The sequence below is a fragment of the Bacillus sp. AFS018417 genome (assembly GCF_002560985.1).
GTDB lineage: Bacteria > Bacillota > Bacilli > Bacillales > Bacillaceae_G > Bacillus_A > Bacillus_A rhizoplanae.
Genome location: NZ_NTTM01000044.1, coordinates 84,496 through 105,937, shown reverse-complemented (window position 1 = coordinate 105,937; position 21,442 = coordinate 84,496). Strand labels below are relative to the sequence as shown.

General features: G+C 33.8%; 22 protein-coding genes and 1 pseudogene. 17 read left to right on the top strand and 6 right to left on the bottom strand.

Annotation, left to right across the window (positions count from 1 at the left end; translation table 11 throughout):
• Nucleotides 1–19: 19 nt before the first annotated feature.
• Nucleotides 20–385: a carboxymuconolactone decarboxylase family protein gene (locus tag CN326_RS17950; RefSeq protein ID WP_098310334.1), complete on the top strand. Its 366-nt coding sequence runs from the start codon at nt 20–22 to the stop codon at nt 383–385.
• Nucleotides 386–456: 71 nt separating this feature from the next.
• Here CN326_RS17950 and CN326_RS17945 read toward each other — a convergent pair whose 3' ends face one another.
• Nucleotides 457–1,278, bottom strand: a complete 822-nt coding sequence (locus CN326_RS17945) for an alpha/beta fold hydrolase (RefSeq protein ID WP_098310333.1) — start codon at nt 1,276–1,278, stop codon at nt 457–459.
• A 257-nt stretch (nt 1,279–1,535) separates the two neighbouring features.
• Here CN326_RS17945 and ppaC point away from each other — a divergent pair, with 257 nt between their 5' ends.
• Both ppaC and CN326_RS17935 read left to right on the top strand, forming a co-directional pair.
• Complete coding sequence (ppaC, locus tag CN326_RS17940; protein WP_098310332.1) at nt 1,536–2,468, top strand: manganese-dependent inorganic pyrophosphatase; 933 nt, start codon at nt 1,536–1,538, stop codon at nt 2,466–2,468.
• Between the two features lie 273 nt (nt 2,469–2,741).
• Nucleotides 2,742–3,194, top strand: a complete 453-nt coding sequence (locus CN326_RS17935; protein ID WP_098310331.1) for a DUF6884 domain-containing protein — start codon at nt 2,742–2,744, stop codon at nt 3,192–3,194.
• Between the two features lie 114 nt (nt 3,195–3,308).
• Here the strand turns inward: CN326_RS17935 and CN326_RS17930 are convergent, their stop codons facing one another.
• Nucleotides 3,309–3,668, bottom strand: coding sequence for a cytoplasmic protein (locus tag CN326_RS17930; protein WP_098310330.1), 360 nt, complete (start codon nt 3,666–3,668; stop codon nt 3,309–3,311).
• A 507-nt stretch (nt 3,669–4,175) separates the two neighbouring features.
• Between CN326_RS17930 and recQ the strand changes: the two genes are divergently transcribed.
• The 5 genes and pseudogenes from recQ (at nt 4,176) to CN326_RS17900 (ending at nt 10,549) form a co-directional block, all read left to right on the top strand.
• Nucleotides 4,176–6,293 carry a DNA helicase RecQ gene (gene recQ, locus CN326_RS17920; protein ID WP_098310329.1) on the top strand — a complete coding sequence of 706 codons (2,118 nt, stop codon included), beginning with the start codon at nt 4,176–4,178 and terminating at the stop codon, nt 6,291–6,293.
• Between the two features lie 25 nt (nt 6,294–6,318).
• Nucleotides 6,319–6,714, top strand: a complete 396-nt coding sequence (locus CN326_RS17915) for a gamma-glutamylcyclotransferase family protein (RefSeq protein ID WP_098310328.1) — start codon at nt 6,319–6,321, stop codon at nt 6,712–6,714.
• Between the two features lie 314 nt (nt 6,715–7,028).
• Nucleotides 7,029–7,499 carry a DinB family protein gene (locus CN326_RS17910; protein ID WP_098310327.1) on the top strand — a complete coding sequence of 157 codons (471 nt, stop codon included), beginning with the start codon at nt 7,029–7,031 and terminating at the stop codon, nt 7,497–7,499.
• Nucleotides 7,500–7,745: 246 nt separating this feature from the next.
• On the top strand, nt 7,746–8,327 hold the full coding sequence (locus tag CN326_RS17905) for a nucleotidyltransferase domain-containing protein (protein ID WP_098310326.1): 582 nt from the start codon (nt 7,746–7,748) through the stop codon (nt 8,325–8,327).
• Between the two features lie 104 nt (nt 8,328–8,431).
• Nucleotides 8,432–10,549 (top strand): annotated as a pseudogene (locus CN326_RS17900) (HelD family protein).
• Between the two features lie 62 nt (nt 10,550–10,611).
• Here CN326_RS17900 and rpiA read toward each other — a convergent pair.
• A complete protein-coding gene (rpiA, locus tag CN326_RS17895) occupies nt 10,612–11,292 on the bottom strand; it encodes a ribose 5-phosphate isomerase A (RefSeq protein ID WP_141525075.1) in 681 nt (226 codons plus the stop codon).
• Between the two features lie 23 nt (nt 11,293–11,315).
• Nucleotides 11,316–11,636, bottom strand: a complete 321-nt coding sequence (locus CN326_RS17890) for a 2Fe-2S iron-sulfur cluster-binding protein (RefSeq protein ID WP_098310324.1) — start codon at nt 11,634–11,636, stop codon at nt 11,316–11,318.
• A gap of 182 nt (nt 11,637–11,818) precedes the next feature.
• Here CN326_RS17890 and CN326_RS17885 point away from each other — a divergent pair, with 182 nt between their 5' ends.
• The 6 genes from CN326_RS17885 (at nt 11,819) to CN326_RS25190 (ending at nt 16,921) form a co-directional block, all read left to right on the top strand.
• Nucleotides 11,819–12,514, top strand: coding sequence for an RNA polymerase subunit sigma-70 (locus tag CN326_RS17885; RefSeq protein WP_098310323.1), 696 nt, complete (start codon nt 11,819–11,821; stop codon nt 12,512–12,514).
• Between the two features lie 9 nt (nt 12,515–12,523).
• The gene (gene clpP / locus CN326_RS17880; RefSeq protein WP_098310351.1) at nt 12,524–13,114 is read left to right on the top strand and encodes an ATP-dependent Clp endopeptidase proteolytic subunit ClpP; all 591 of its coding nucleotides are present in this window, start codon (nt 12,524–12,526) and stop codon (nt 13,112–13,114) included.
• A 140-nt stretch (nt 13,115–13,254) separates the two neighbouring features.
• The gene (locus tag CN326_RS17875) at nt 13,255–14,304 is read left to right on the top strand and encodes a P1 family peptidase (protein ID WP_098310322.1); all 1,050 of its coding nucleotides are present in this window, start codon (nt 13,255–13,257) and stop codon (nt 14,302–14,304) included.
• Between the two features lie 118 nt (nt 14,305–14,422).
• On the top strand, nt 14,423–14,989 hold the full coding sequence (locus tag CN326_RS17870; protein ID WP_098310321.1) for a GNAT family N-acetyltransferase: 567 nt from the start codon (nt 14,423–14,425) through the stop codon (nt 14,987–14,989).
• Between the two features lie 368 nt (nt 14,990–15,357).
• Nucleotides 15,358–16,548, top strand: a complete 1,191-nt coding sequence (locus tag CN326_RS17865) for a DUF2515 domain-containing protein (protein WP_098310349.1) — start codon at nt 15,358–15,360, stop codon at nt 16,546–16,548.
• Nucleotides 16,445–16,921, top strand: coding sequence for a CBO0543 family protein (locus CN326_RS25190; RefSeq protein ID WP_483295653.1), 477 nt, complete (start codon nt 16,445–16,447; stop codon nt 16,919–16,921). Before CN326_RS17865 ends, CN326_RS25190 begins: the two co-directional genes overlap by 104 nt.
• Nucleotides 16,922–17,160: 239 nt before the next feature.
• On the opposite strand, the gene CN326_RS17855 is transcribed toward CN326_RS25190, so the two are convergent.
• Nucleotides 17,161–17,640, bottom strand: coding sequence for a YmaF family protein (locus tag CN326_RS17855; protein WP_098310320.1), 480 nt, complete (start codon nt 17,638–17,640; stop codon nt 17,161–17,163).
• Nucleotides 17,641–17,903: 263 nt separating this feature from the next.
• Here CN326_RS17855 and CN326_RS17850 point away from each other — a divergent pair, with 263 nt between their 5' ends.
• On the top strand, nt 17,904–18,536 hold the full coding sequence (locus CN326_RS17850; RefSeq protein WP_098310319.1) for a LysE family translocator: 633 nt from the start codon (nt 17,904–17,906) through the stop codon (nt 18,534–18,536).
• A 165-nt stretch (nt 18,537–18,701) separates the two neighbouring features.
• Here CN326_RS17850 and CN326_RS17845 read toward each other — a convergent pair whose 3' ends face one another.
• Nucleotides 18,702–19,427 carry an MBL fold metallo-hydrolase gene (locus tag CN326_RS17845; RefSeq protein WP_098310318.1) on the bottom strand — a complete coding sequence of 242 codons (726 nt, stop codon included), beginning with the start codon at nt 19,425–19,427 and terminating at the stop codon, nt 18,702–18,704.
• Between the two features lie 230 nt (nt 19,428–19,657).
• Between CN326_RS17845 and CN326_RS17840 the strand changes: the two genes are divergently transcribed.
• Together CN326_RS17840 and CN326_RS17835 are read left to right on the top strand one after the other, a co-directional pair.
• Nucleotides 19,658–20,464, top strand: coding sequence for an HAD family hydrolase (locus CN326_RS17840; RefSeq protein ID WP_098310317.1), 807 nt, complete (start codon nt 19,658–19,660; stop codon nt 20,462–20,464).
• A gap of 234 nt (nt 20,465–20,698) precedes the next feature.
• A complete protein-coding gene (locus tag CN326_RS17835; protein ID WP_255258155.1) occupies nt 20,699–21,370 on the top strand; it encodes a TetR/AcrR family transcriptional regulator in 672 nt (223 codons plus the stop codon).
• Nucleotides 21,371–21,442: the final 72 nt, after the last annotated feature.

Below are 21,442 nucleotides of genomic sequence, written 5' to 3'. Positions count from 1 at the left end.
TAAAAAAGGAGGGAATATAATGGATTTTCAGCAACAAGGTTCAACATATCAATCATTACAACATTATAAAGAAGGATTAGGAAAGTTTACGCAGCAAATCCCAGAAATCGCTGAAGCTTACAACGCTTTTACACAAGCTTGCTTCCAGGAAGGAACCTTAACAAAACGAGAAAAGCAGTTAATCGCATTAGGCATTAGTTTAGCTATGCAAGATGAATATTGTACAATTTATCACACAAAAGGTTGTATGGATCAAGGGTGCTCTGATAAGGAAGTACTAGAAGCGTGCGGCGTTGCATCAGCATTTGCTGGCGGCGCTGCAATGAGTCAAGCTGTTACACTTGTACAGGAATGTATGGAAGAATTACACCGACAGAAGCATTGAAAGATCGAAAAACTCCTTCTCATGAAGGAGTTTTTGTTCATTCATGAAAATGAATCATAGGAACTTGTTAATTATGGTGCATGATTTTCATCTAACGACTGAATGAAAGTATCTACTACTTTATTAAAACGGTCTGTTTCTTCTAAGAAAGGGCAATGACAGCTATCTTCGAAAATGATAAGCTGAGAGTTTTTAATATGTTTGTGTAAATGTTCACCTGCTGCAACAGGAATAAGTTTTTCTTCTCTCCCGAAACAAAGTAGAGTAGGAGTGGTAATTTGATCTAAGTAGTCTCGATAGTCCACAACAGATTGGTCAAATAAAACAGCACTTGCTATAGACTCCGGAATAGTTGTCACTTCTTTTAACATCCACTCAAAATCTTCTTCAGAAAGAGGATTTTTGAACATTAATGGTATAAATCCTTTCAGAAAGTCAATTCGATTGATTTGAATTTCTCGCATAATATGAATTAGAGCAGGGAAATCAAAAGCTCCAATTGGAAAATCAGGCCATTTAAAATCCGAAGCTAGTTCATCTACGATAACAGAAGCTTTCACATTACTTTCTCCAAATTGTTTCAAATATTCCCAAACGACAAATGCTCCCATAGACCAGCCAACTAATACAACATTCTCAAGGCATAATTTTTCTATAAAAACATGTAAATCACGAGCGTAGTTTGCAATGGTATGCCCAGATTGAGCGTGAGAAGAACGGCCGTGACTTCGCAAGTCCAGTGAAATCGCGCGGTAGTTTTCACTAAAATAAGGAAGTTGTTTATGGAAAAAGCGACTGCTCATCCAAACCCCATGTACGAATATAATTGGCGTTCCTTGACCTTGATCTTCATAATATATATTCACATCATTATCAAGTTTTATATAAGGCATGTACATAAACCTCCTTTTCACAGAAAAAATAAGTTTATATATTCAAAAATATGCTTTATTTCAGTTATGTATTCAAATCTTCTTATGATAATTCAATATCTTCTTTGGTATTTGAACAGAATAATTTTATACATTGGCACAGAAATCTTGAATTTACATGTAAATTCAAAAGAAAGCTAGATTATTTATAAAAAAATTCGCCTAAAATATTGTCATATTCTGTCCTTTAAGATATCCTTTTGTAGAGAGGTGAAATCATGGAAAAAGTACTTATTTTCGGGCATAAAAACCCAGATACAGATGCAATTTGTTCTGCAATTGCATATGCAGAACTAAAAAAAGAATTAGGAATGAATGTTGAGCCTGTTCGTTTAGGCGAAATTAGCGGTGAAACACAATTTGCTTTAGATCATTTTAAAGTAGAAGGACCACGTTTTGTTGAGACAGTAGCAAACGAAGTGGACAAAGTTATTTTAGTTGACCATAACGAACGTCAACAAAGTGCTAATGATATCGAATCTGTTCGTGTATTAGAAGTAATCGATCATCACCGTATTGCTAACTTTGAAACAAGTGATCCTTTATACTACCGTTGTGAGCCTGTTGGTTGTACAGCTACAATTTTAAATAAAATGTACAAAGAAAACGGTGTTGCAATTCGTAAAGAAGTTGCAGGGTTAATGTTATCTGCAATCATTTCAGATTCTTTATTATTTAAATCTCCAACTTGCACAGATCAAGACGTAGCAGCAGCCCGTGAACTAGCAGAAATCGCTGGTGTTGATGCTGAAACATACGGCTTAGAAATGTTAAAAGCTGGTGCAGATTTAAGTGGTAAAACAATGGAGCAATTAATTTCCCTTGATGCGAAAGAGTTCCAAATGGGCGATGCAAAAGTTGAAATTGCACAAGTAAATGCTGTTGACACAAACGACGTTCTTGCACACCAAGCAGAATTAGAAAAAGTAATCTCTGCAGTAGTAGAAGAGAAAGGTTTAGACCTATTCTTATTCGTTGTAACAGATATCTTAACAAATGATTCTGTTGGCCTTGCAATTGGTAAAGCAGCAGAAGTTGTTGAGAAAGCATACAACGTAACATTAGAAAATAACACAGCTACTTTAAAAGGTGTTGTGTCTCGTAAAAAACAAATCGTTCCTGTTTTAACAGAAACATTCCAAACTCTATAAGAGAAGCTTTGGACGAAAAGGAAAGAACAAGCCGATATACAGTCTGCTTGTTCTTTTTTTGTTTTTAGGAAGCATAAAAATTCGGATATTAAGGTCTGTTACTTTAATGTTTCATATTGGAAAGATGAAAATTGGGTAGGAAGAAGAGAAAAACCTGATGTTTTTATCTGTGAATGAAAAATGCTATGATTTTATTGCAAATTACTATTTCATATTTTAAAAAATGCAGCAGATTATATAGGATCGAAAGAGAAAAGAGGTAAGAAGGTAACAATGAAAAGATTATGCATCATTCCATGTGGGAAAAAGAAGATTTGGGATAAGTACCCTGATGAGGGGCCGACAGAAGCAAGAGAAGTGTACATTAGTCCATTCGGAAAAGCGTGCCAAGCGTATGCTTCTCAATTTTTTACACACTGGGTAATTTTATCCGCAAAGCATGGATTTTTACTGCCAACTGATATAGTGAAAGAAAACTATGATCTTGCTTTTAATTCGAAAAGTAGTGAGATTATTAATATAGAGCAACTAAAAAAACAGATGATGGATAAAGACTTGCTAGACTTTGATGAAATTGTTCTGCTTGCAGGCAAGAAGCATAAAAAAGTAGTGACAAAGCTATATCCAGAAGAGATTATTTCTTATCCATTAGAAGGCTGTAAGGGGATTGGATATATGTTGCAGAGGCTCAAGAAGGCGGTTGAAAATCATAACGAGATTCAGTAACAGTTAAAAGAATTTGATTTATGAGGGAGATTAATAATTAGTTATTGAAAAATAAAGGGGCATTAGGGATCCCCTTTATTTTAAAGATAATTTTCATTAAGATCATACTAAATGTTAGTTATAGTTTACTACTTGCTTCATAAGATTTCTTATCTCTTTAACTGGTGGTTTTTTATCGTATATATCAATATGTGAAAAATAATAATTTAAATTTCTAACAAGACCTTTTCCGATTTTTTCCTTTAGGAAAGGAAATACTTGTCCAGTGTAGTCTTCGAGAGATTTACAATAGTATTTCTCATCCAAATAAATGCTATATTTACATGTTAGTTCTACTAGTGGGTTACCTTCAGAATCATATACATCTTTAGATTCAATAATGTCTATTAGTGCAAATCTATCATTAAGATAAACTTTTTTCTTCTTTTCAGGCTTATTAGAAAGAATAAAAGCGATACCTATTGCGTTAATCAATATGTTGCCTCCTATAAATATAAAGTGAAACTTTAATCAGCCCTCATCAATCGGACTTTTATGGACAGCACATCTCCCAACTAATTTCTTTGCCTTTGCTGAATTTTGAGGTGGGGGTCTTACTGCCTATTAATACGGTATAAAAAAAGATACTAATAAAATATATCGATATATGTTAAATGTAAAGGGATAAGGTGGATTTAGAGAAGAATCTGTTAATTATGTTGGAGAAGCAAATATTATATACATGTAATTTGTTTTCAAAAATTATGGTTATTACTTAGATAACAATGGAAATAATCATATCAAATAGCGAATGATAATTTTGATATTAGTCATTTTTTTATTAATATTATTGCTAAAAATGGTTTTCTCTAGCTTTACATGAGTTGTTAATAATTATTCGTAAGCATGCGAAGTGTTGGAGAGAAGTAGAGAGTACAATGACTTTTGACTAATGGTATAATACTAATAGATGAAAGACTAAGAAAAGCAGGTGAATCTTTTTTGTTTACAAAAGCACAAGAACTTTTAGCTTCCTATTTTGGCTACTCGTCATTCCGTAGAGGGCAGAATGAGACAATTAAAAATATATTGGATGGAAAAGATACGGTTTGTATTATGCCAACAGGTGGCGGAAAATCTTTATGTTATCAAATTCCAGCACTCGTATTAGAGGGAACAACATTAGTTATTTCTCCGCTTATTTCACTGATGAAAGATCAGGTTGATACTTTAACGCAAAATGGAATTCCCGCTACATATATTAATAGCTCTATTTCAACTACTGAAGCAAATCAACGGATTCAACTGGCGAAACAAGGACATTATAAGTTGTTATATATTGCACCAGAGCGTCTTGATTCTATTGATTTTATCGACCAACTTATCGATATGAAGATTCCGTTAATTGCAATTGATGAAGCACACTGTATTTCGCAGTGGGGGCATGATTTTCGTCCGAGTTATTTACACATTCATCGAGTACTTGATTATCTTCCAGTACAGCCAATCGTACTTGCATTGACTGCAACAGCAACGCCGCAAGTACGACAAGATATTTGCAGTACTTTAGGGATAGCAGAACATAATACGATTATGACGACTTTTGAACGAGAAAATTTATCGTTTTCCGTTGTAAAAGGACAAGACCGTGATGACTTTTTATCAGGATATATTCGTCAGAATAAAAAAGAAGCGGGTATTATTTATGCAGCGACACGTAAAGTTGTCGATCAACTTTATGAAAAACTAAATAAAGAAGACGTTTCTGTAGCACGTTATCATGCTGGTATGAATGATAACGATCGTAATGTACAGCAAGAACGTTTTTTACGAGATGAAGTAAATGTAATGATTGCAACATCTGCATTTGGAATGGGAATTGATAAATCTAATATTCGATACGTGATTCATTATCAACTTCCAAAAAACATGGAAAGTTACTATCAAGAAGCTGGACGTGCTGGACGTGATGGCTTGGATAGTGAATGTATCCTACTTTATTCTCCGCAAGATGTGCAAGTACAGCGATATTTAATTGACCAGTCAACAGGAGCTTCTCGATTTTCTAATGAACTAGAGAAACTGCAACATATGACAGATTACTGCCATACAGAAAATTGTTTGCAATCATTTATTTTACAATATTTTGGCGAAGAACCAAAACAAGATTGCGGTCGCTGCGGCAATTGTACAGACGATCGAAATAGTGTCGATGTTACAAAAGAAGCACAAATGGTGCTATCATGTATGATTCGAACAAATCAGCGTTTCGGTAAGCAAATGATTGCGCAAGTATTAACAGGATCAAAAAATAAAAAGGTAATCGAATTTAATTTCCATACGTTACCGACATATGGATTGTTATCAAACAGAAGCATGAAAGACGTTAGTGAATTTATTGAGTTTTTGATATCAGAGGAACTCATTTCAGTTGAGCATGGGACGTATCCTACATTAAAAGTAACAACAAAAGGGAAAGACGTTCTACTTGGTAACCAGCTTATTTTCCAAAAAGAACGAGTAGAAACAAAACAAATTGTGAAAGATCATCCACTATTCGAAGAACTACGTCATGTGCGTAAAGAAATTGCACAAGGAGAAGGAGTACCACCGTTTGTCATTTTCTCTGATCAAACATTGCAAGATATGTGCACAAAATTGCCAAAAACACTAGAAGAAATGCTACAGGTAAAAGGTATAGGTGAGCATAAACTGGAGAAATACGGTAATATATTTTTACAAGTTATCGTAAACTTTCTTGAACAGCATCCTGATATAGATACGATGATTACGACAGAAATTGTAACAGAACGAAAGCAATCGAAAAAGGCAATGAAAAATTCTCATCATGCTACATATGAAATGTATAAACAGGGAGATACACTTTCTCATATCGCTGAAGTACGCGAACTGTCCATGCAAACTGTAGAAAATCATTTAATTCGTTGTTTTGATGAAGGGATGGAAGTAGATTGGCCAAGCTTTGTTCCGAAAGAATATGAATCTATGATTGCATCCGCAGTAGAGCAAGCTGAAGGTGGATTAAAAGCTATTAAAGAACAGCTTCCTGATAATATTAGTTATTTTATGATTCGTGCTTATTTACAAATGAACAAATAACAGAGTGATAGCGAGGGAGGAGAATATGCATTATGTTTTTGTATATGGAACGCTGCGAAAAAATGAAGCAAACGCTCATTTTTTACAAGATTCCATATGTATTGCAAACGAATCTTGGACATACGGTTCATTATTTGATACGAATGAAGGGTATCCAGCGATGATTCATTCAAAGGATAAGAAAGTATATGGGGAAGTATATAGAGTAACAGATGCTGTATTAAGAGATTTGGATAAATTAGAGGAATATACAGGGGACTCTGAACAAGATCTATACAACCGAATTACACAAGCTATCTATATAAACGAAAAGATATTAGAAGCTTATGTATATATAGCACAAAAGCAAGATATACTGCAGCATCAGATTGTAGAAGGTGATTGGGTATCCTATCGTAAATTATTATATAAGGATAGATAATGGAAGGAGAGGGAGAACCCTCTCCTTTTTTCATAAATATATACAGAAAGATAGAGAAAGCATGCCAATGATTTAATCAGAACAACTAAAAAAACAAATGCCTTCACCAGAATGGATTAAACAGTTAGTGTAGTTATTTTATAATTCGTGCTTATATACAAATGAACAAATGATAATTTGTATGAAGTCATTCCGCTTTACATGATATGAATGATTCGTATAGAATATAATCGATCTTTATTTCATGTCACTTCTAATTTATCCAGATTTTTAATACGCTAATGAATGAGAGAGGTTTGAAAGGGGCGTAAGGTATGAATAAACTAATATTTAAACAATTTGCAATGACAAGAAGTTATTTTATTAAAAACGTAGAATCATTTTCTAAGGAAATAACAAATGTACAGCCAGACAGTTTTAACAATACGATCCAATGGCATATTGGCCATGTATTAACGGTTACTGAACAGTTTATGCTCGGCTTTCCACATAAAACGACGCATCTTCCTGCAAATTATATCGAATTATTTGGAAACGGTACAAAGCCGGCTGATTGGAAGGGAGATGTACCTACCGTAGATAAACTCATTATAGAGTTGAAAGATCAATTAGTTCGTCTTCAACAAATTCCTGCTGAACAGTTAAATGAAACGCTGGAAAAACCATTTATGGGACTTGGAACCTTTGGAGAATTAGCCGGCCTTTCATTAATGCATGAAGCAAATCATTTGGGGCAAATTCAAGCGATGAAGCGCATTATTGAACACGCGGGAATAAAGAACTAACAAAATCAAAAAAATAATTTGATGACTTTCAAAAGGAGTTATTCTCAGATGAGATAGCTCCTTTTGATTTTGCAAAAGCACTTATAGGATTCTTTTTGATTTAATTTTCGTAATAATCAATAAATAAATTTAGCATAAGAATTAATTTTTGATTAATCTTTAAAGACACGTTTTATTTATTGATTTAGACAATTTTTTAATTGAATTTTATATTAAACTAAAAATATCGTGAGAAGAGGGAGTTGAATGACTATGATTCAAGCGAAACAACTCAATTGTATTGTTGAAATCATGAAAAATTTTAAACATCCGTGGTTTATTGCAGGGGGATGGGCTATTGATTTAGGAATAGGAGTAGTAACGAGAACACATGAAGACATAGATATTTGTATTTTTAGAGAACATGCTGAAGAAGTCTTTACATATTTCTCTGATTGGGACATTTATGTAGCAATTCCGGGAGAGGGACGAGTCGATCCATGTTTAAACTTAGAAGATATAGCTCTTCCAAGATATGGTTTACATCTATACAAAGAACAAGATTTCATCGAGATATTATTAACAGATAAGGAAAATGACAAAGTTTTATTTCGAAAAAATAAAACTATATGGATGGATTATAAGCACTTTGTTCATGAAGATGCACTTGGACGTAAATTTATTGCCCCTGAATGGCAGCTGCTATTTAAAGCAAAAGAGGGCAGAATAAAAGATGAACAAGATTTTAAGGCATATATACCATATATGAATGAACAACAAAAGTTATGGTTAACGAGTGCGCTAAAAGAACAATTTCCTTCGTCAGCATGGATTAAAGAGTTAATATAGGTTTTTCTTAGGAAATTTCCTCTAAACACTTGACTTACAGGCTTCATTTTTAATAGAATTAATCTTCGACTGAAAATTTCAACGAATAGGAGGGAATTACGAACATGAAGGAAATATTTGAACTAGAGTTAGAGAAATTAAATAACACGCTTTCGCAAATTAATCAGCAATTGCATAAGCTAGAGAGTATTCCAGTTTATCATGGAGAAAACTTTACAGAACAAGTACTTGAAACTATGCGAGAATCTAGCCGGCAAAGACTTCGAATCGCCAGTCAGGAGCCTTATTTTGGACGCTTAGATTTTCAAGAAGAAGGAGAACTACAGCAAAAACCTGTCTATATTGGTAAAGTTGGTGCTTCTGATGAAGAAACGCAGCAGCCGATCGTCGTTGATTGACGAGCACCTGTTGCAAGTATGTTTTATTCATTTACTGGAGGAGAGGATGTAGCTTTTTATGATTCTCCAGAAGGAATCGTTGAAGGAATTGTTCACTTAAAACGGAACATTGCTATTCGGAAGCAAACATTAGAACGCGTTGTAGATACATATGTCAGAGGAAGTGATGATCTATCACTAGCAGATGATTTTCTTCTCTATCGCTTAGGAGAAAATAAAGATAATAAATTAAAAGATATTGTTTCAACGATTCAATCAGAACAAAATGAAATTATTCGTGCGGAAAAAAATGTTCCCCTCATTATTCAAGGTGTTGCAGGTAGTGGAAAAACAACAATTGCCTTGCATCGTCTTGCTTTTTTAATTTATCAATATCGTGAGCAGCTTCGCGCTGAGAAAATGATCGTTTTTGCACCTAACAGTATATTTCTTGATTATATATCCAGCGTATTACCAGAGCTTGGTGTTGGTGATATTCATCAAACTACATTTCAAGATTGGGCATTACATACTTTAGAAAATAGTGTTTCTGTACAGAGTACTGATAAACAATTACAACAAGCATTCTCTATTCATAAGGACAAAGATGAGATAGCGGCTGGTAAATTAAAAGGATCCATGGAGTTTCAAGTATTTATCAATCAGAGTTTGTCAAACTACGAAAAAAGTATAGTGCTAACAAAAGATTTTGAGCCTTGGGACTATTCAGTATTACAAGGAGAGGTAATTCAGCAGTGGTTTGAAACAGAATATAAACATTATCCGTTAGGAAAGCGACGGGAACGGATTGTTGCTCGCATGAAACGTTGGATTGAGATGGAACTCAAGATGATCTCAGACACAAATAAAAGGAAGCAACTAAAAAAACAAGCAACGCAAAGACTTAATAGCTATTTAAAATTTTGGCCGAAGATGAATGCGCTATCCTTTTACAGTATGTTAATGAAACAAGAAGATATTTTAAGTGTGTTACCAGCTGAACTTGTACAAGAAACAGCAAAAAATTGCCGAAAAAAAGAGGTTACTCTAGAAGATTTAGCATCGCTCATCTATATTCATCACTATTTAGAGGGAATAAAACCTGGGCAAAAATTTCATCATGTTGTTATTGATGAAGCGCAAGATTTTTCACCGTTTCAACTTTCCATCTTAAAAGAAATAACACTTGGAAATTCCTTTACTATTTTAGGTGATTTATCACAAGCCATTCACGAATATCAAGGTATTCACGATTGGCAACAGTTTCAAGATGTATTTTATCAAAATGCCCAGTACTACGAATTAACGAGAAGTTACCGCTCAACAAAGGAAATTATTCACTTTGCAAATGAAGTTATTCAAAATGCCAATATTCCAGTAGGCCTTGCTAATCCTGTTTTTCGCAGCGGTGAAAGTGTAAAAATTATCTCGACAAATGATCAATTTCAATCTGTTTTATCTACTGTGAAGACTATGCAAGAACAACATGTAAAAACGATTGCTATCATTGGACGAACAGAAGAAGAGTGCCGTGAGATACATGTGAAGTTCAAAGAAGCTGGTATTTCTACAAATATAATAGAAGCGAATCAAACCAAATATGAAGGTGGTATTTCAGTCGTTCCTGTTTATTTGGCAAAAGGATTAGAATTCGACGCAGTACTACTTATCGATGTAGATGCAACTCATTATAAACAAACAAAACAAGATGCTAAATTGCTATATGTCGGATGTACTCGTTCTCTACATGACTTACGGATTTTTTATTCAGGGATATGTTCACCTTTAATTCAACAAATTCCGAAAGATTTGTATGAAGAAAGGATAGATGTTCAATCAAACTAGAACAGAAATTAAAAAGATGTAGCGCAAAAAAGTACTTTATACTAGTACCTTTAGGGCTACATCTATTTGTTCTGAGATATTAATTTTTTCACACCATTACTTTTACCAATAACAACTATATGAGCCATGTTAATGAATAATCCGGTCTCAACCACACCTGTTAATGTTTTCAAAAATTGATGTGTTTCAATTGGGTTTGCTATGAAATCAGGAAAAGCACAATCTACAATGAAATTTCCATTGTCTGTTATGTAAGGTTTATTATTTTGAAGACGTAGAGTAGTTGTACAGCCTAATAATGTGCAGATTTTCTGTGCTGTATGCTCTGCTGCAAAAGGAACAACTTCAACAGGCAACGGAAATTTCCCTAAGCGGGATACTAATTTAGATTCACCTGCTACAATAATAAGCTGTTTTGATGCAGTTGCGACTAACTTTTCGCGAAGAAGTGCACCGCCGCCGCCTTTTGTTAATTGTAAATCATCACTTATTTCATCTGCTCCATCAATAGTCAAATCAAGTTCATCTACTTCAGATAAAGACACTAAAGGAATTTGTAGCTCTTTCGCAAGTTGTTCTGTTTGTTTAGAAGTAGGTACGCCACGAATTGTTAGACCTTCTCTTACAAGTTCTCCTAATTTTTGTATTGTCCAAAATACAGTTGAACCCGTACCAAGTCCAATTGTCATACCTTCTTTTATGAAATCAACAGCGTATTCACCAGCTAAGCGCTTTGTATGCAACATAGTACCTCCTCAACGTACAATTATTCAGTTGGCCTTGGCCCCGCATCCATTCCGGAAGTCTCCACTGTTAAGACAGGGCGTACTGTCATATCTGCATTTACATACACTTGACACGATAAACGCAAGTAATCTTCTACACCTTTTTCCGCAAATGCATGTTTTTCAACTTTGTTAGGTTCACAAAAATCACCATCTAATATTTCCACTCTGCAAGTTGTACATTTTGCTTTTCCACCGCAGCGGTGAAGAATATTTACACCGTTATCTTCTAGCGCTAATACTAATTTTGTTCCCGCTTCCACTTCAAAAGTTCCTGTTCCTAGAACGGTTATTTTTGGCATTTTATCTCCTCCTTGTATAAAATGTTAATAACATAATTATCACCTTGCAATGTATATGGTAAACATAAGACTATATAACGTTTCATTAGTGAAAAAATTACTTTGAAAAATTCGTAGATACCGTAACTTTTTTCTTTGTTAAATCGTTTATTAAGTAAGCGCGCTTAAAAGGAGTGATCACTTTGAATACAAAGAGAAAGATGATTTCACAATCCGATTCGGATATTCAACAATCAAATAAATCTGTTATTGTTAAACATTATGCGGAACTAAAGCGTTATTGTACATTTTTAACGAAAAGTACATGGGACGGAGAAGACCTCGCACAAGAAACAATATGTAAAGTATTGAAGAAATATACGAATGCGGAATGGAACCAAAGTATTTGTTTAACGTTGTTATACAAAGTGGCTCGTAATCAATGGCTGGATCAAATGCGAACAAAAGCATATGAAAGAGAAAATGATCAAGAAGATTCTTATGAACCACATGCAAACGTTGCTGAATTGTACGCTTTAATCGATACAATGCTATCTTGTTTAAATGAAATGCAAACTGTCATTTTCTTATTAAAGGATGTGTTTGAATATAGCTTGGCTGATATCGCGGCTATTACTTCTATGTCAGAAGGGGCCGTAAAAGCTTCATTATTTCGAACACGCAATAAATTAAAAATGATAAAAGAAGAGGAACGTTTTGTATCTTCAAAGGATATGGAAGAAGAAACTGAAATACTTGTAAAAGCAATTCAGCAACAAACACCTGAATTATTGGTAAAACTTGTACCAACGCTGCATTTTTCACGAATTTCGCTACAACAACCATTGCTTTTATTGCACCAAAAATCTTCTTACAACTGTTTCTCATGTGCTGCTTAAACTAAAATGCTGGAGGGATTTTTTATGAATACAATTCCTTATGTTATAGAGCAAACGAAACTTGGAGAACGTTCGTATGATATTTATTCCAGATTATTAAAGGATAGAATCATTATGATTGGTCAAGAAATTAATGAACAAGTCGCCAGCAGTGTTGTTGCGCAGTTGTTATTTCTCGCAGCAGAAGATGCAGAAAAAGACATATCTATTTATATAAACAGTCCTGGCGGTTCTACTTCTGCTGGTTTTGCGATTTTAGATACGATGAATTATATTAAACCGGATGTACAAACCATTTGTATCGGTTTAGCCGCTTCATTCGGAGCGTTATTGCTGCTGGCAGGAGCAGAAGGGAAACGCTTCGCTTTACCAAATAGCGAAATTATGATTCATCAGCCACTTGGCGGAACGCAAGGGCAAGCAACTGAAATTGAAATTTCTGCAAGGCGGATTTTGAAGTTAAAAGAACATATTAATCAAATTATTGCTGATAAAACAGGGCAGCCAGTTGAGAAAGTAGCAAGGGATACAGAACGAGATTATTTTATGAGCGCAGAAGAGGCAAAAACATATGGTATTGTAGACGGAATTATTGGTTAATACTGAAAAGGGGTTGTTTGAACATTATCGTTCAATAACCTCTTTTTAGATTGAATTTTCTCAATTAATGGAATAAGATGAAAATATTATATATTCTTCAGTATTAATATATAAAATACATATTATTTAAGGAGCTTATAATGCAAAGGAAAAGATTAAGAGATTTAGATATTAATATCGGAAAATTGAAACCAGGAACATTTAATGCAATTACCGATGTAGAAGGCGTAATCGTCGGTCACAAAACAATTTTACATACAGATGTTTGTTCAGGACTTACTGTTATTCTACCTAACAACGGAAATCTAGCTGGGTCGCATTTTCCAGCAGGATTCTTTTCTTTTAATGGAACTGGAGAGTTTACTGGAAGTCATTGGATTGATGAAACAGGTACTTTAGTAACGCCTATTGTTTTTACCGGCAGTCATTTACTTGGATTAGCTCACCATTTTCTTTCGCGTGCTACTAGAAGAATCGAAAATTTAGAGCCTTTCTCAAATGGAATAGTAGCAGAGACTTGGGATGGTTGGTTAAGTGATTTAGAAAAAACCACCATGACATATGAAGATTTAGAAGAAGCCATCTTACATGCAAAATCTGGAGTAGTTGAAGAAGGAAATATTGGCGGCGGTACAGGGATGATCTGTTTCGAGTTTAAAGGCGGAATCGGTACTTCTTCCCGAATTGTTGAGTGTGAATCCGGAACTTACACAGTTGGCGCTCTTGTACAAACTAATTTTGGTAGAAGAGAAGATCTTATTTTTAATCATAAACCTGTTGGAAGCATATTAAATGAAATAGAAGTACCATTACCATGGAGTACTCCAGAAAACGCAGGCTCTCTTCTCGTTACAGTTGCAACAGATGCTCCATTATTGCCTTCACAATGTGAAAGAATATCAAAAAGAGCATCGCTAGCAATGGCTAGGTTAGGCGGTATTGGTGAAGAAGGTAGTGGAGATTTTTTCCTGACTTTTTCAACTGGGAATTGCTATTCTTATGATAACGAAAAAGCTTATCCTGTCGATATGTTTCCATCAGAGCAGCTAGATTTTATTTTTGAAGCGGCAATTGAATCTGTTCAAGAAGCAATTATTAATTCTATGTGTATGGCAGAAACCATAACAGGACAAAAACAAAGACAAGTACACGCATTGCCGTTAGATAAGTTAGTACAAATTTTAAAATAACGAATTCTATGTATGTTTCCTCATAATCAAAACAGTTTTATTTGTAAGAAACACGAAAGGTACATATACACCAGGTAGTGTAATTTGATAGAAAGAACTTGTTAAGAAGGGGATTAACATGAAAATAGAAATAGTTTTTGAAGAATTTCCAATTTTAGAATCTATGAATCTAGTATTAAAGAAAATTGAAGATGTTCATTTACAGGACGTATATGCAATCTACAATAACGATAAAGTGTTTGAATACTGCGGAATTATACCGAAACATAATATGAAGACGGTAAGTAAGATGATTCAACACTTTGAGAGGGACTATATTAAACAGAGTAGAATTAAATGGGGGATTTTTCGAAAGAATGAAAGTGATACATTAGTTGGAATCATTGAAGCAATGGATTTTAATCGAAAGGTCAATATGGTTACAATCGGATACTTTTTAGCAGAAAAGTATTGGGGAAAAGATATTGCACCTGAAGCGGTTCATGCAATCGTAAAATTTTTATTTGAAGACGTTCATATAAATAGAATTCAAGCTGAAGTTATGCCGGCAAATGAGATATCAAAGAAAGTGCTTTTAAAGAATGGATTTATAAAAGAAGGTTTATTAAGACAGGCTACATTATGGTCCGGAAAGGGAGTCGTCGATTTAGAAATATATAGTATTCTTCAAGAAGATTATAAATGATATAGACAAAATTACATTCACTTAGTTTATGCTTTTCTTAGAGAAGTAACAACCTTCATTTAAGTTTTTTACGATAATAAAGTGAAACCTCCATCAGTGGGGGTCTTACTGCCCGTTAATACGGGATAAACCTCTATCAATCATTATTCGCCTATCATTGCATTGCTAGCAAATTAGAGAAACGGAAAACCTCCAAAACGAAAAAAAAATTAATTCTCATAATTAAATTTTTTGTTTTGAGGTATCTCTTTTTTTGCTAGCTTTATTTTGCTGGCGGCTACCTCTTGTATGAAAAAACAATCATCATTTATTCCTAACGTTCGTAATAAAATAGTAGAAGGACATTCATGGTAATGGGAGGAAAAGGAATGCACCATAACGACCGGAAAAGGAAATGGAACAACTTTTCCAAGACAATTCCGTACTCTCTTTTAGATGTAAAAAATGAATTAAAGAAAAAAAGTGAAAAAAAGCAACTTTTCGTTAAAACATGGAAATTAACAGAAGAAGAGACAATGTTAATTCACCAAATTAAAGAGCAAACAAGAAAACACAACAAAAATAATGTGACGCGAACACATGCTTATTATCGTTTTTACCTCCAATACCCAGAAATACACTGGGCGTTGCTTGGACATATGGTATCGCGTAATGGTGGTTGGAATATGACAGATTTAAAAGGGGAGTTATATACAAGGCTATTGTCAGAAAAGGATCAAGTCACCTTCTTTTCTTTTTTAGAACGAGGCAACTGGTTAATCTTCCAGGATGTATATCCGCAATTTTTATTGTACGAACAAAGTGTGAAAAAATCCGAAAGACTGTTTCATCTTCTGCCTTATTTCCATGTATCAACGTTTATGGAAACGATATGGAATCATTTTTGGAGCACAGGTGACCGCTATACGTTAGCTATTGCCACCGTTATTAATGAACAAAGCTATTTAGAAAAAAGGGTTATTCAAAATGAACGTTTTAAAAAGACTGTACTGAATAGTATTGGATTCAAACTGTATGATTTTTTCCGCTTTAATCATATCCTTTTTCCATTCTATAAAGATGAGACTAAACAAAAAATATTGCTTTTCGGCGATACAATGAAACATTTCACCTCCCTGCATGAGCGGATTTTACTCGGAAAACGATTATATTCACTACTGTTTCGACATGAGAACGCTTTACAAAGAGTAGTAAATTGGGCTCATGATCATCCGCATACTGGTTCACGAAAAGACTACTGGCCGCATTTATTTTATGATGTAAACGAATCATTCTCTCGTGCATTTTATGAACGTCGAATAAAGAACTGCCAATTAAGAAAAGGTGCAGATCGTTTATATAGCCCGCGACTAATATACGCATGGAAAGATCTTCATCATGAAGAAGCGGAAAGTGAAGACTGGTTTGAAGACTGGCGCATCATGGACTATTTAATCGATAAGGGAGAAATGGCAGATGGAAAGATTTATAATGAATACTGCAAAACGCTTGAAAAAATTGAATTTGCCATTCTGGTCAAAAAAAATGTCTTGCTCCGAGAAGAAGAAGGGGAGGAATAACTCTCAGGCTTTTGTAGCCACTATCATTTTCTCTAGTTTGATCGGAACATATTTAGACCTACTGTTTGTCAGTAAACAAATGTATGCCTTTCCAACAAGACCATTCCCACATATATTTACAATCAATGTCGCGTTTACATTATTGATATTACCAGTCTTTACTATGTTCTTTTTACGGATTGCAAGAATGTTACCTTCATTTTTAAAAATCCTATTTATCACTTTGATTGGACTTTGTATGAGTATTTCCGAACGGTTTGCGGAGCAGTTAGGATGGTTCACTCATAGCGAAGCATGGCATCATTCTTATTCTTTTTTCGGATACACAATATTCATGATTCTTATATGGAAGTTTTATCGTTGGTTTCAATAACAGGAAATTGTGTTAAAGAGATCTAAAAAATAAACAAAAAGATTGTTCGAAATCCTGTATTGAAATTTAAATAGGGTTTATTAAAAAACTATCCGTTCAATGAAGAGAATGGATGATGTTATTAAGTTAACGAGTGCTAATTGAGCAACCATATTTATTTCCAATAACACGCGTTATGTTGATATTACATGTATAATGGATACAAAAAAAACGCTGACTTTTTATCATCAGCGTTTTTTTTATATAAGAGGTTTTTGAATTAAAGTAGCAAATTCTATTTCATGGACATGTCCGTCGTCTAATGTAGTAGTTCCTTTAACATAGTGTACATGTTTTCCGTCGCCAACTGGGATGGCAGGACCTGTTTCTATTGCAACTTTATGATGATGATCAAAAAAGTCAGTATTAACCATTATTATATGTACATGACTATCTCCTTTGGGAATTACTTCACTTGTAAATCCAGCAAAACGATGATTATGCCTTTCGTTTCCTTCTTCTGCCAGTTTAGTACTAGCAACAAATTCATGTACATGTGTCTGAACCGTATCTGGTGCTTTTCCTGCAGATACTATAGCTGGTTCTGTTACGTTTTCATTATTCGTTTTTGTGCTAGATATATTTTCCGTTCTAGGTATATTCTCCGTTCTAGGTATATTCTCCGTCCTAGATGTATTTTCCGTTCTCTGTTTCCCCCTACCTGAAAATTCTCTATTCATAAAGATAATGCCTCCCTTTATATAAGGTTATGGTACATTTTATTATAATTAGTAAGAATATATGTTAAGAAAATCCCTTCAAATTTTATTCTGAAGGGATTTTCTTAACATGTTAGATAAATTGACTACCGATGACATTCGTGTAACGGTATTATGAATCATAGCGGAAGAAAAGGAATAAAATACAGTGTAAAAATCTGTTGTTTTTATAAAATTTGTTTTAGTATAAATAAGGGCACCAAAAAATAGAAAGAGGTGTCAAAATGTATGGAATAATAAATTATGAGGTATTTTTAATTACAGGAATTCTTTTAAATCTAATTCCTGGTGCAGACACAATGTATATAGTGGGAAGAAGTATTTCACAAGGCAGAAAAGCGGGTGTTTATTCTGTTTTTGGTATTATCACAGGCTCTCTCGTTCATACCTTGTTAGTTGCTTTTGGATTATCCATCATACTTACAAAATCTATAATCTTGTTTAATGCTATTAAAATCATTGGTGTTATCTACTTAGTATATTTAGGAGTTAGAATGATTATTGATAAAACGAATGTAAATTTTCATTCTACTGCAACTAGTAAACTGAACGTTAGAAAGATATATGTACAGGGACTTTTGACAAGTCTTACGAATCCAAAAGTTGCTTTATTTTTCATTGCATTTCTCCCGCAATTTATAGATACAAAAGCTTCTAGTCCTATACCTTTTATTATTTTAGGACTTACTTTTACAATCACTGGATTATTGTGGTGTCTATTTATTGCTTATTTTTCTTCCTATGTTACAAAAAAACTAAGAGGAAACGAAAAGGTAGGAACTGTTCTGAACAAAATAACAGGAATCATTTTTATCGGTATGGGGCTAAAGTTACTTCAAGCAAAAGCTCCTCAATAAGCAAACAAAAGCCCCCTTTTAGAAAAGTTATATGAAAGTTTAATTGGATATAAAAAGCCTCTTTAGAAAAATCTTAAAGAGGCTTTTCTTTTGAAAGTATTGTATCTAAAAATCTACTTTATTACGTTCTGTAAGTATTATAAATCGCACATCTAATCTAATATTTTATATCCCAACTTGATCTATAAGATTTTGAATTTGTTCTTTTGGAGTATTTGTACATATACCTCCGTGATAACAAATTACTGATTCAATATCTAAATCTAAATATTTCTCCAGAGAAGAAAGAGCCTTATTCATATCTAATGTTGTTTTCTCGACAGGTCCTTGTAAAGAACCATTTACACATATCATAGCATCACCGGCAACAAGAGTTTTGCTTTTCTTTAAATAAAGGCTAATATGCCCAGGGGTATGTCCAGGTGTATAAATTATTTGAATCCCTCCACAATAGGGAAGTTCTTGTCCATCTTTTAAAGTCTGATCTACTTTCGATTTAGGAGGATTCATATACAAGAATTGCATTTCCTTAGGAAGAGATGCCCACGCTTCTTTGCTCATACGTTCAGGATCTGTTTTCATAAGTGGGAATATTCCTTCGATATATGGCTTATCAAGTTCATGCGCATACACATCGATTTGATGAGTAGCTGCTTGTAATATTTCAGGAAGGCTTCCAATGTGATCTAAATCTTGGTGTGTTACAATGACCGCTTTTAATTTTTCAAAAGGAACCCCCACATCATTCATAGCAGTACGGATTTGATCTAACTGTCCAGGCATACCAGTATCGATCAAAACAGCTGTTTCTTCGTCCCACATAAGTGTAGGATGCAAAACGAAACCTTGTATTTTTAATTCAAGCATTGATACTCCATTTGAAATCTTCATGGATTGAATCCCCCTTAATAGGTGTGTTTGGATTATTATTAACTCCTACATATATTATTTATCACACCCAAAAAACCTAAGTCAATAAATAAATATTTAATCATAACATAAATAAATATTTTTGTCAATACTCCGAATTGATCTTATTATTAGATTCAATCAAATAGAGAGGAGGAGTTCAAAATTGTATAAAGAATATAAAAAGATATTTTAAATAAGGAGTTGTTCCTGTGGATCTTACATCAAATGTTACAGCGATTGTTTTAGATTTAGATGGTACTTTATTGAATTCGCAAAAAGAAGTATCCAAAAGAAATTTACAAGCTATACTCGAATGTTATAGAAAAGGAATAACTGTTATTTTTGCAACAGCAAGACCCCCGCGTTCGGTGAAAGCTTTTCTTCCTCAGGAACTTCAAGAGATAGCAGCCATCGTGTATTACAACGGTGCTTTAATTATTGATAACACATCAGAGTACAGACAACATTATCCGATTGAATCAGCTATTACAAATGAAATTATTGAATATGTGATCACTCATCATTCGGATGCGTGTCTGTCTATTGAATCAGAAGATACGTGGTACAGTAATAGGTCATTAGATTATAGTAAATCTATGAATACAATTGTAAACCCAATCGTAGTTTCTTTACATGAATTTAAAAGAATCAATGCTTCAAAATTATTAATCTCAGAATATCCGTATTACGAGAATTTACACAAGCAATTTGAACATAAAGTAAACACGGTGTGTACCGATTCAGGAACGTTAATTCAAATTATGGCCAAAGGCGTTTCTAAGAAACAGGCTATAATGGATCTTTGTGTTCAAAATCATATTCCGATGAACAGCATAATGGCATTCGGTGATGATTGGAATGATTTAGAGCTTTTTCATGCGTGTGGTTTTCCAATCGCTATGGAAAATGCAATACGTGAACTAAAAGCAATTGCATATTTTGTTACTAAGTCTAATGATGAAGACGGTGTAGCTCAAGTATTAGAAAAGTTAATTTGTACCGTCAATAATAGTTAAAAATGATCAAACTTTTTTATAAAAGATGGATTGAATTAAAAATATTCAGAGCGTGTTTTAATCAATTTTTTTAAAGCACGCTCTTTCTTTTTGTTTGATTATCAAGGTTATTAGTATGAATTTGATCAAATACTATTTCAAAGCTACAAATTCAAAAATTTCATTTTTTTGTAAAAAATATAGCTTGAACACCATTGACCAGGGAGGTCAACAGAAGTACAATGTGATTGACTGATGTGGTCAACTGCAATTTTTAGAATGAAAGAAAAGAGGGCTGCCCCTATGTATTCAAAATTTTTGAACCTGGATAAGGAAAAACAAGACCGCATAATAAATGCTGCGATAAAGGAATTTGCCCAGAAGGGATATGATAAGGCATCGACTAATGAAATCGTCAAGGAAGCGGGGATATCAAAGGGGTTATTATTCCATTATTTCCAAAATAAAAAGCAATTGTATTTATTCTTGTATGAACATATGATCGATATTCTAATGGAAAAAATTACGGAAAAAATAAATTGGGATGAAAAAGACATTTTTGTCCGCTATCGGCAAATCGCATTGCTGAAAATTGAAATATATCAAATTTATCCCGAAATGTTAAATTTCGCTAAGTCGATCTATAAAGACTCCTCCCCCGCAGTGAAAATTGATATAAACCGCAGGGCGAAGAAATTGTTCGAAAGTTCCTTTAATAAATTATTTTCCGATATTGATCTTTCTAAATTTAAAAAAGGGATTGATATCAAAAAGGCGATCAACATTATTAATTGGACATTGGAAGGGTTCGCCTATCAAATGCAAGAAAAAGCATTGTCCCTATCCTGGGAGCAAATCGATAGCGAGGAGACAATGGCAGAAATGGAAGAATACTTGAAAATACTAAGAAATTCTTTATACGAATAAGGAGGTGATCAATTATATACAAAATTGGTCATTTCGCATAACTGATTGAGGAGAAAAAGGGAGGTTTTATAA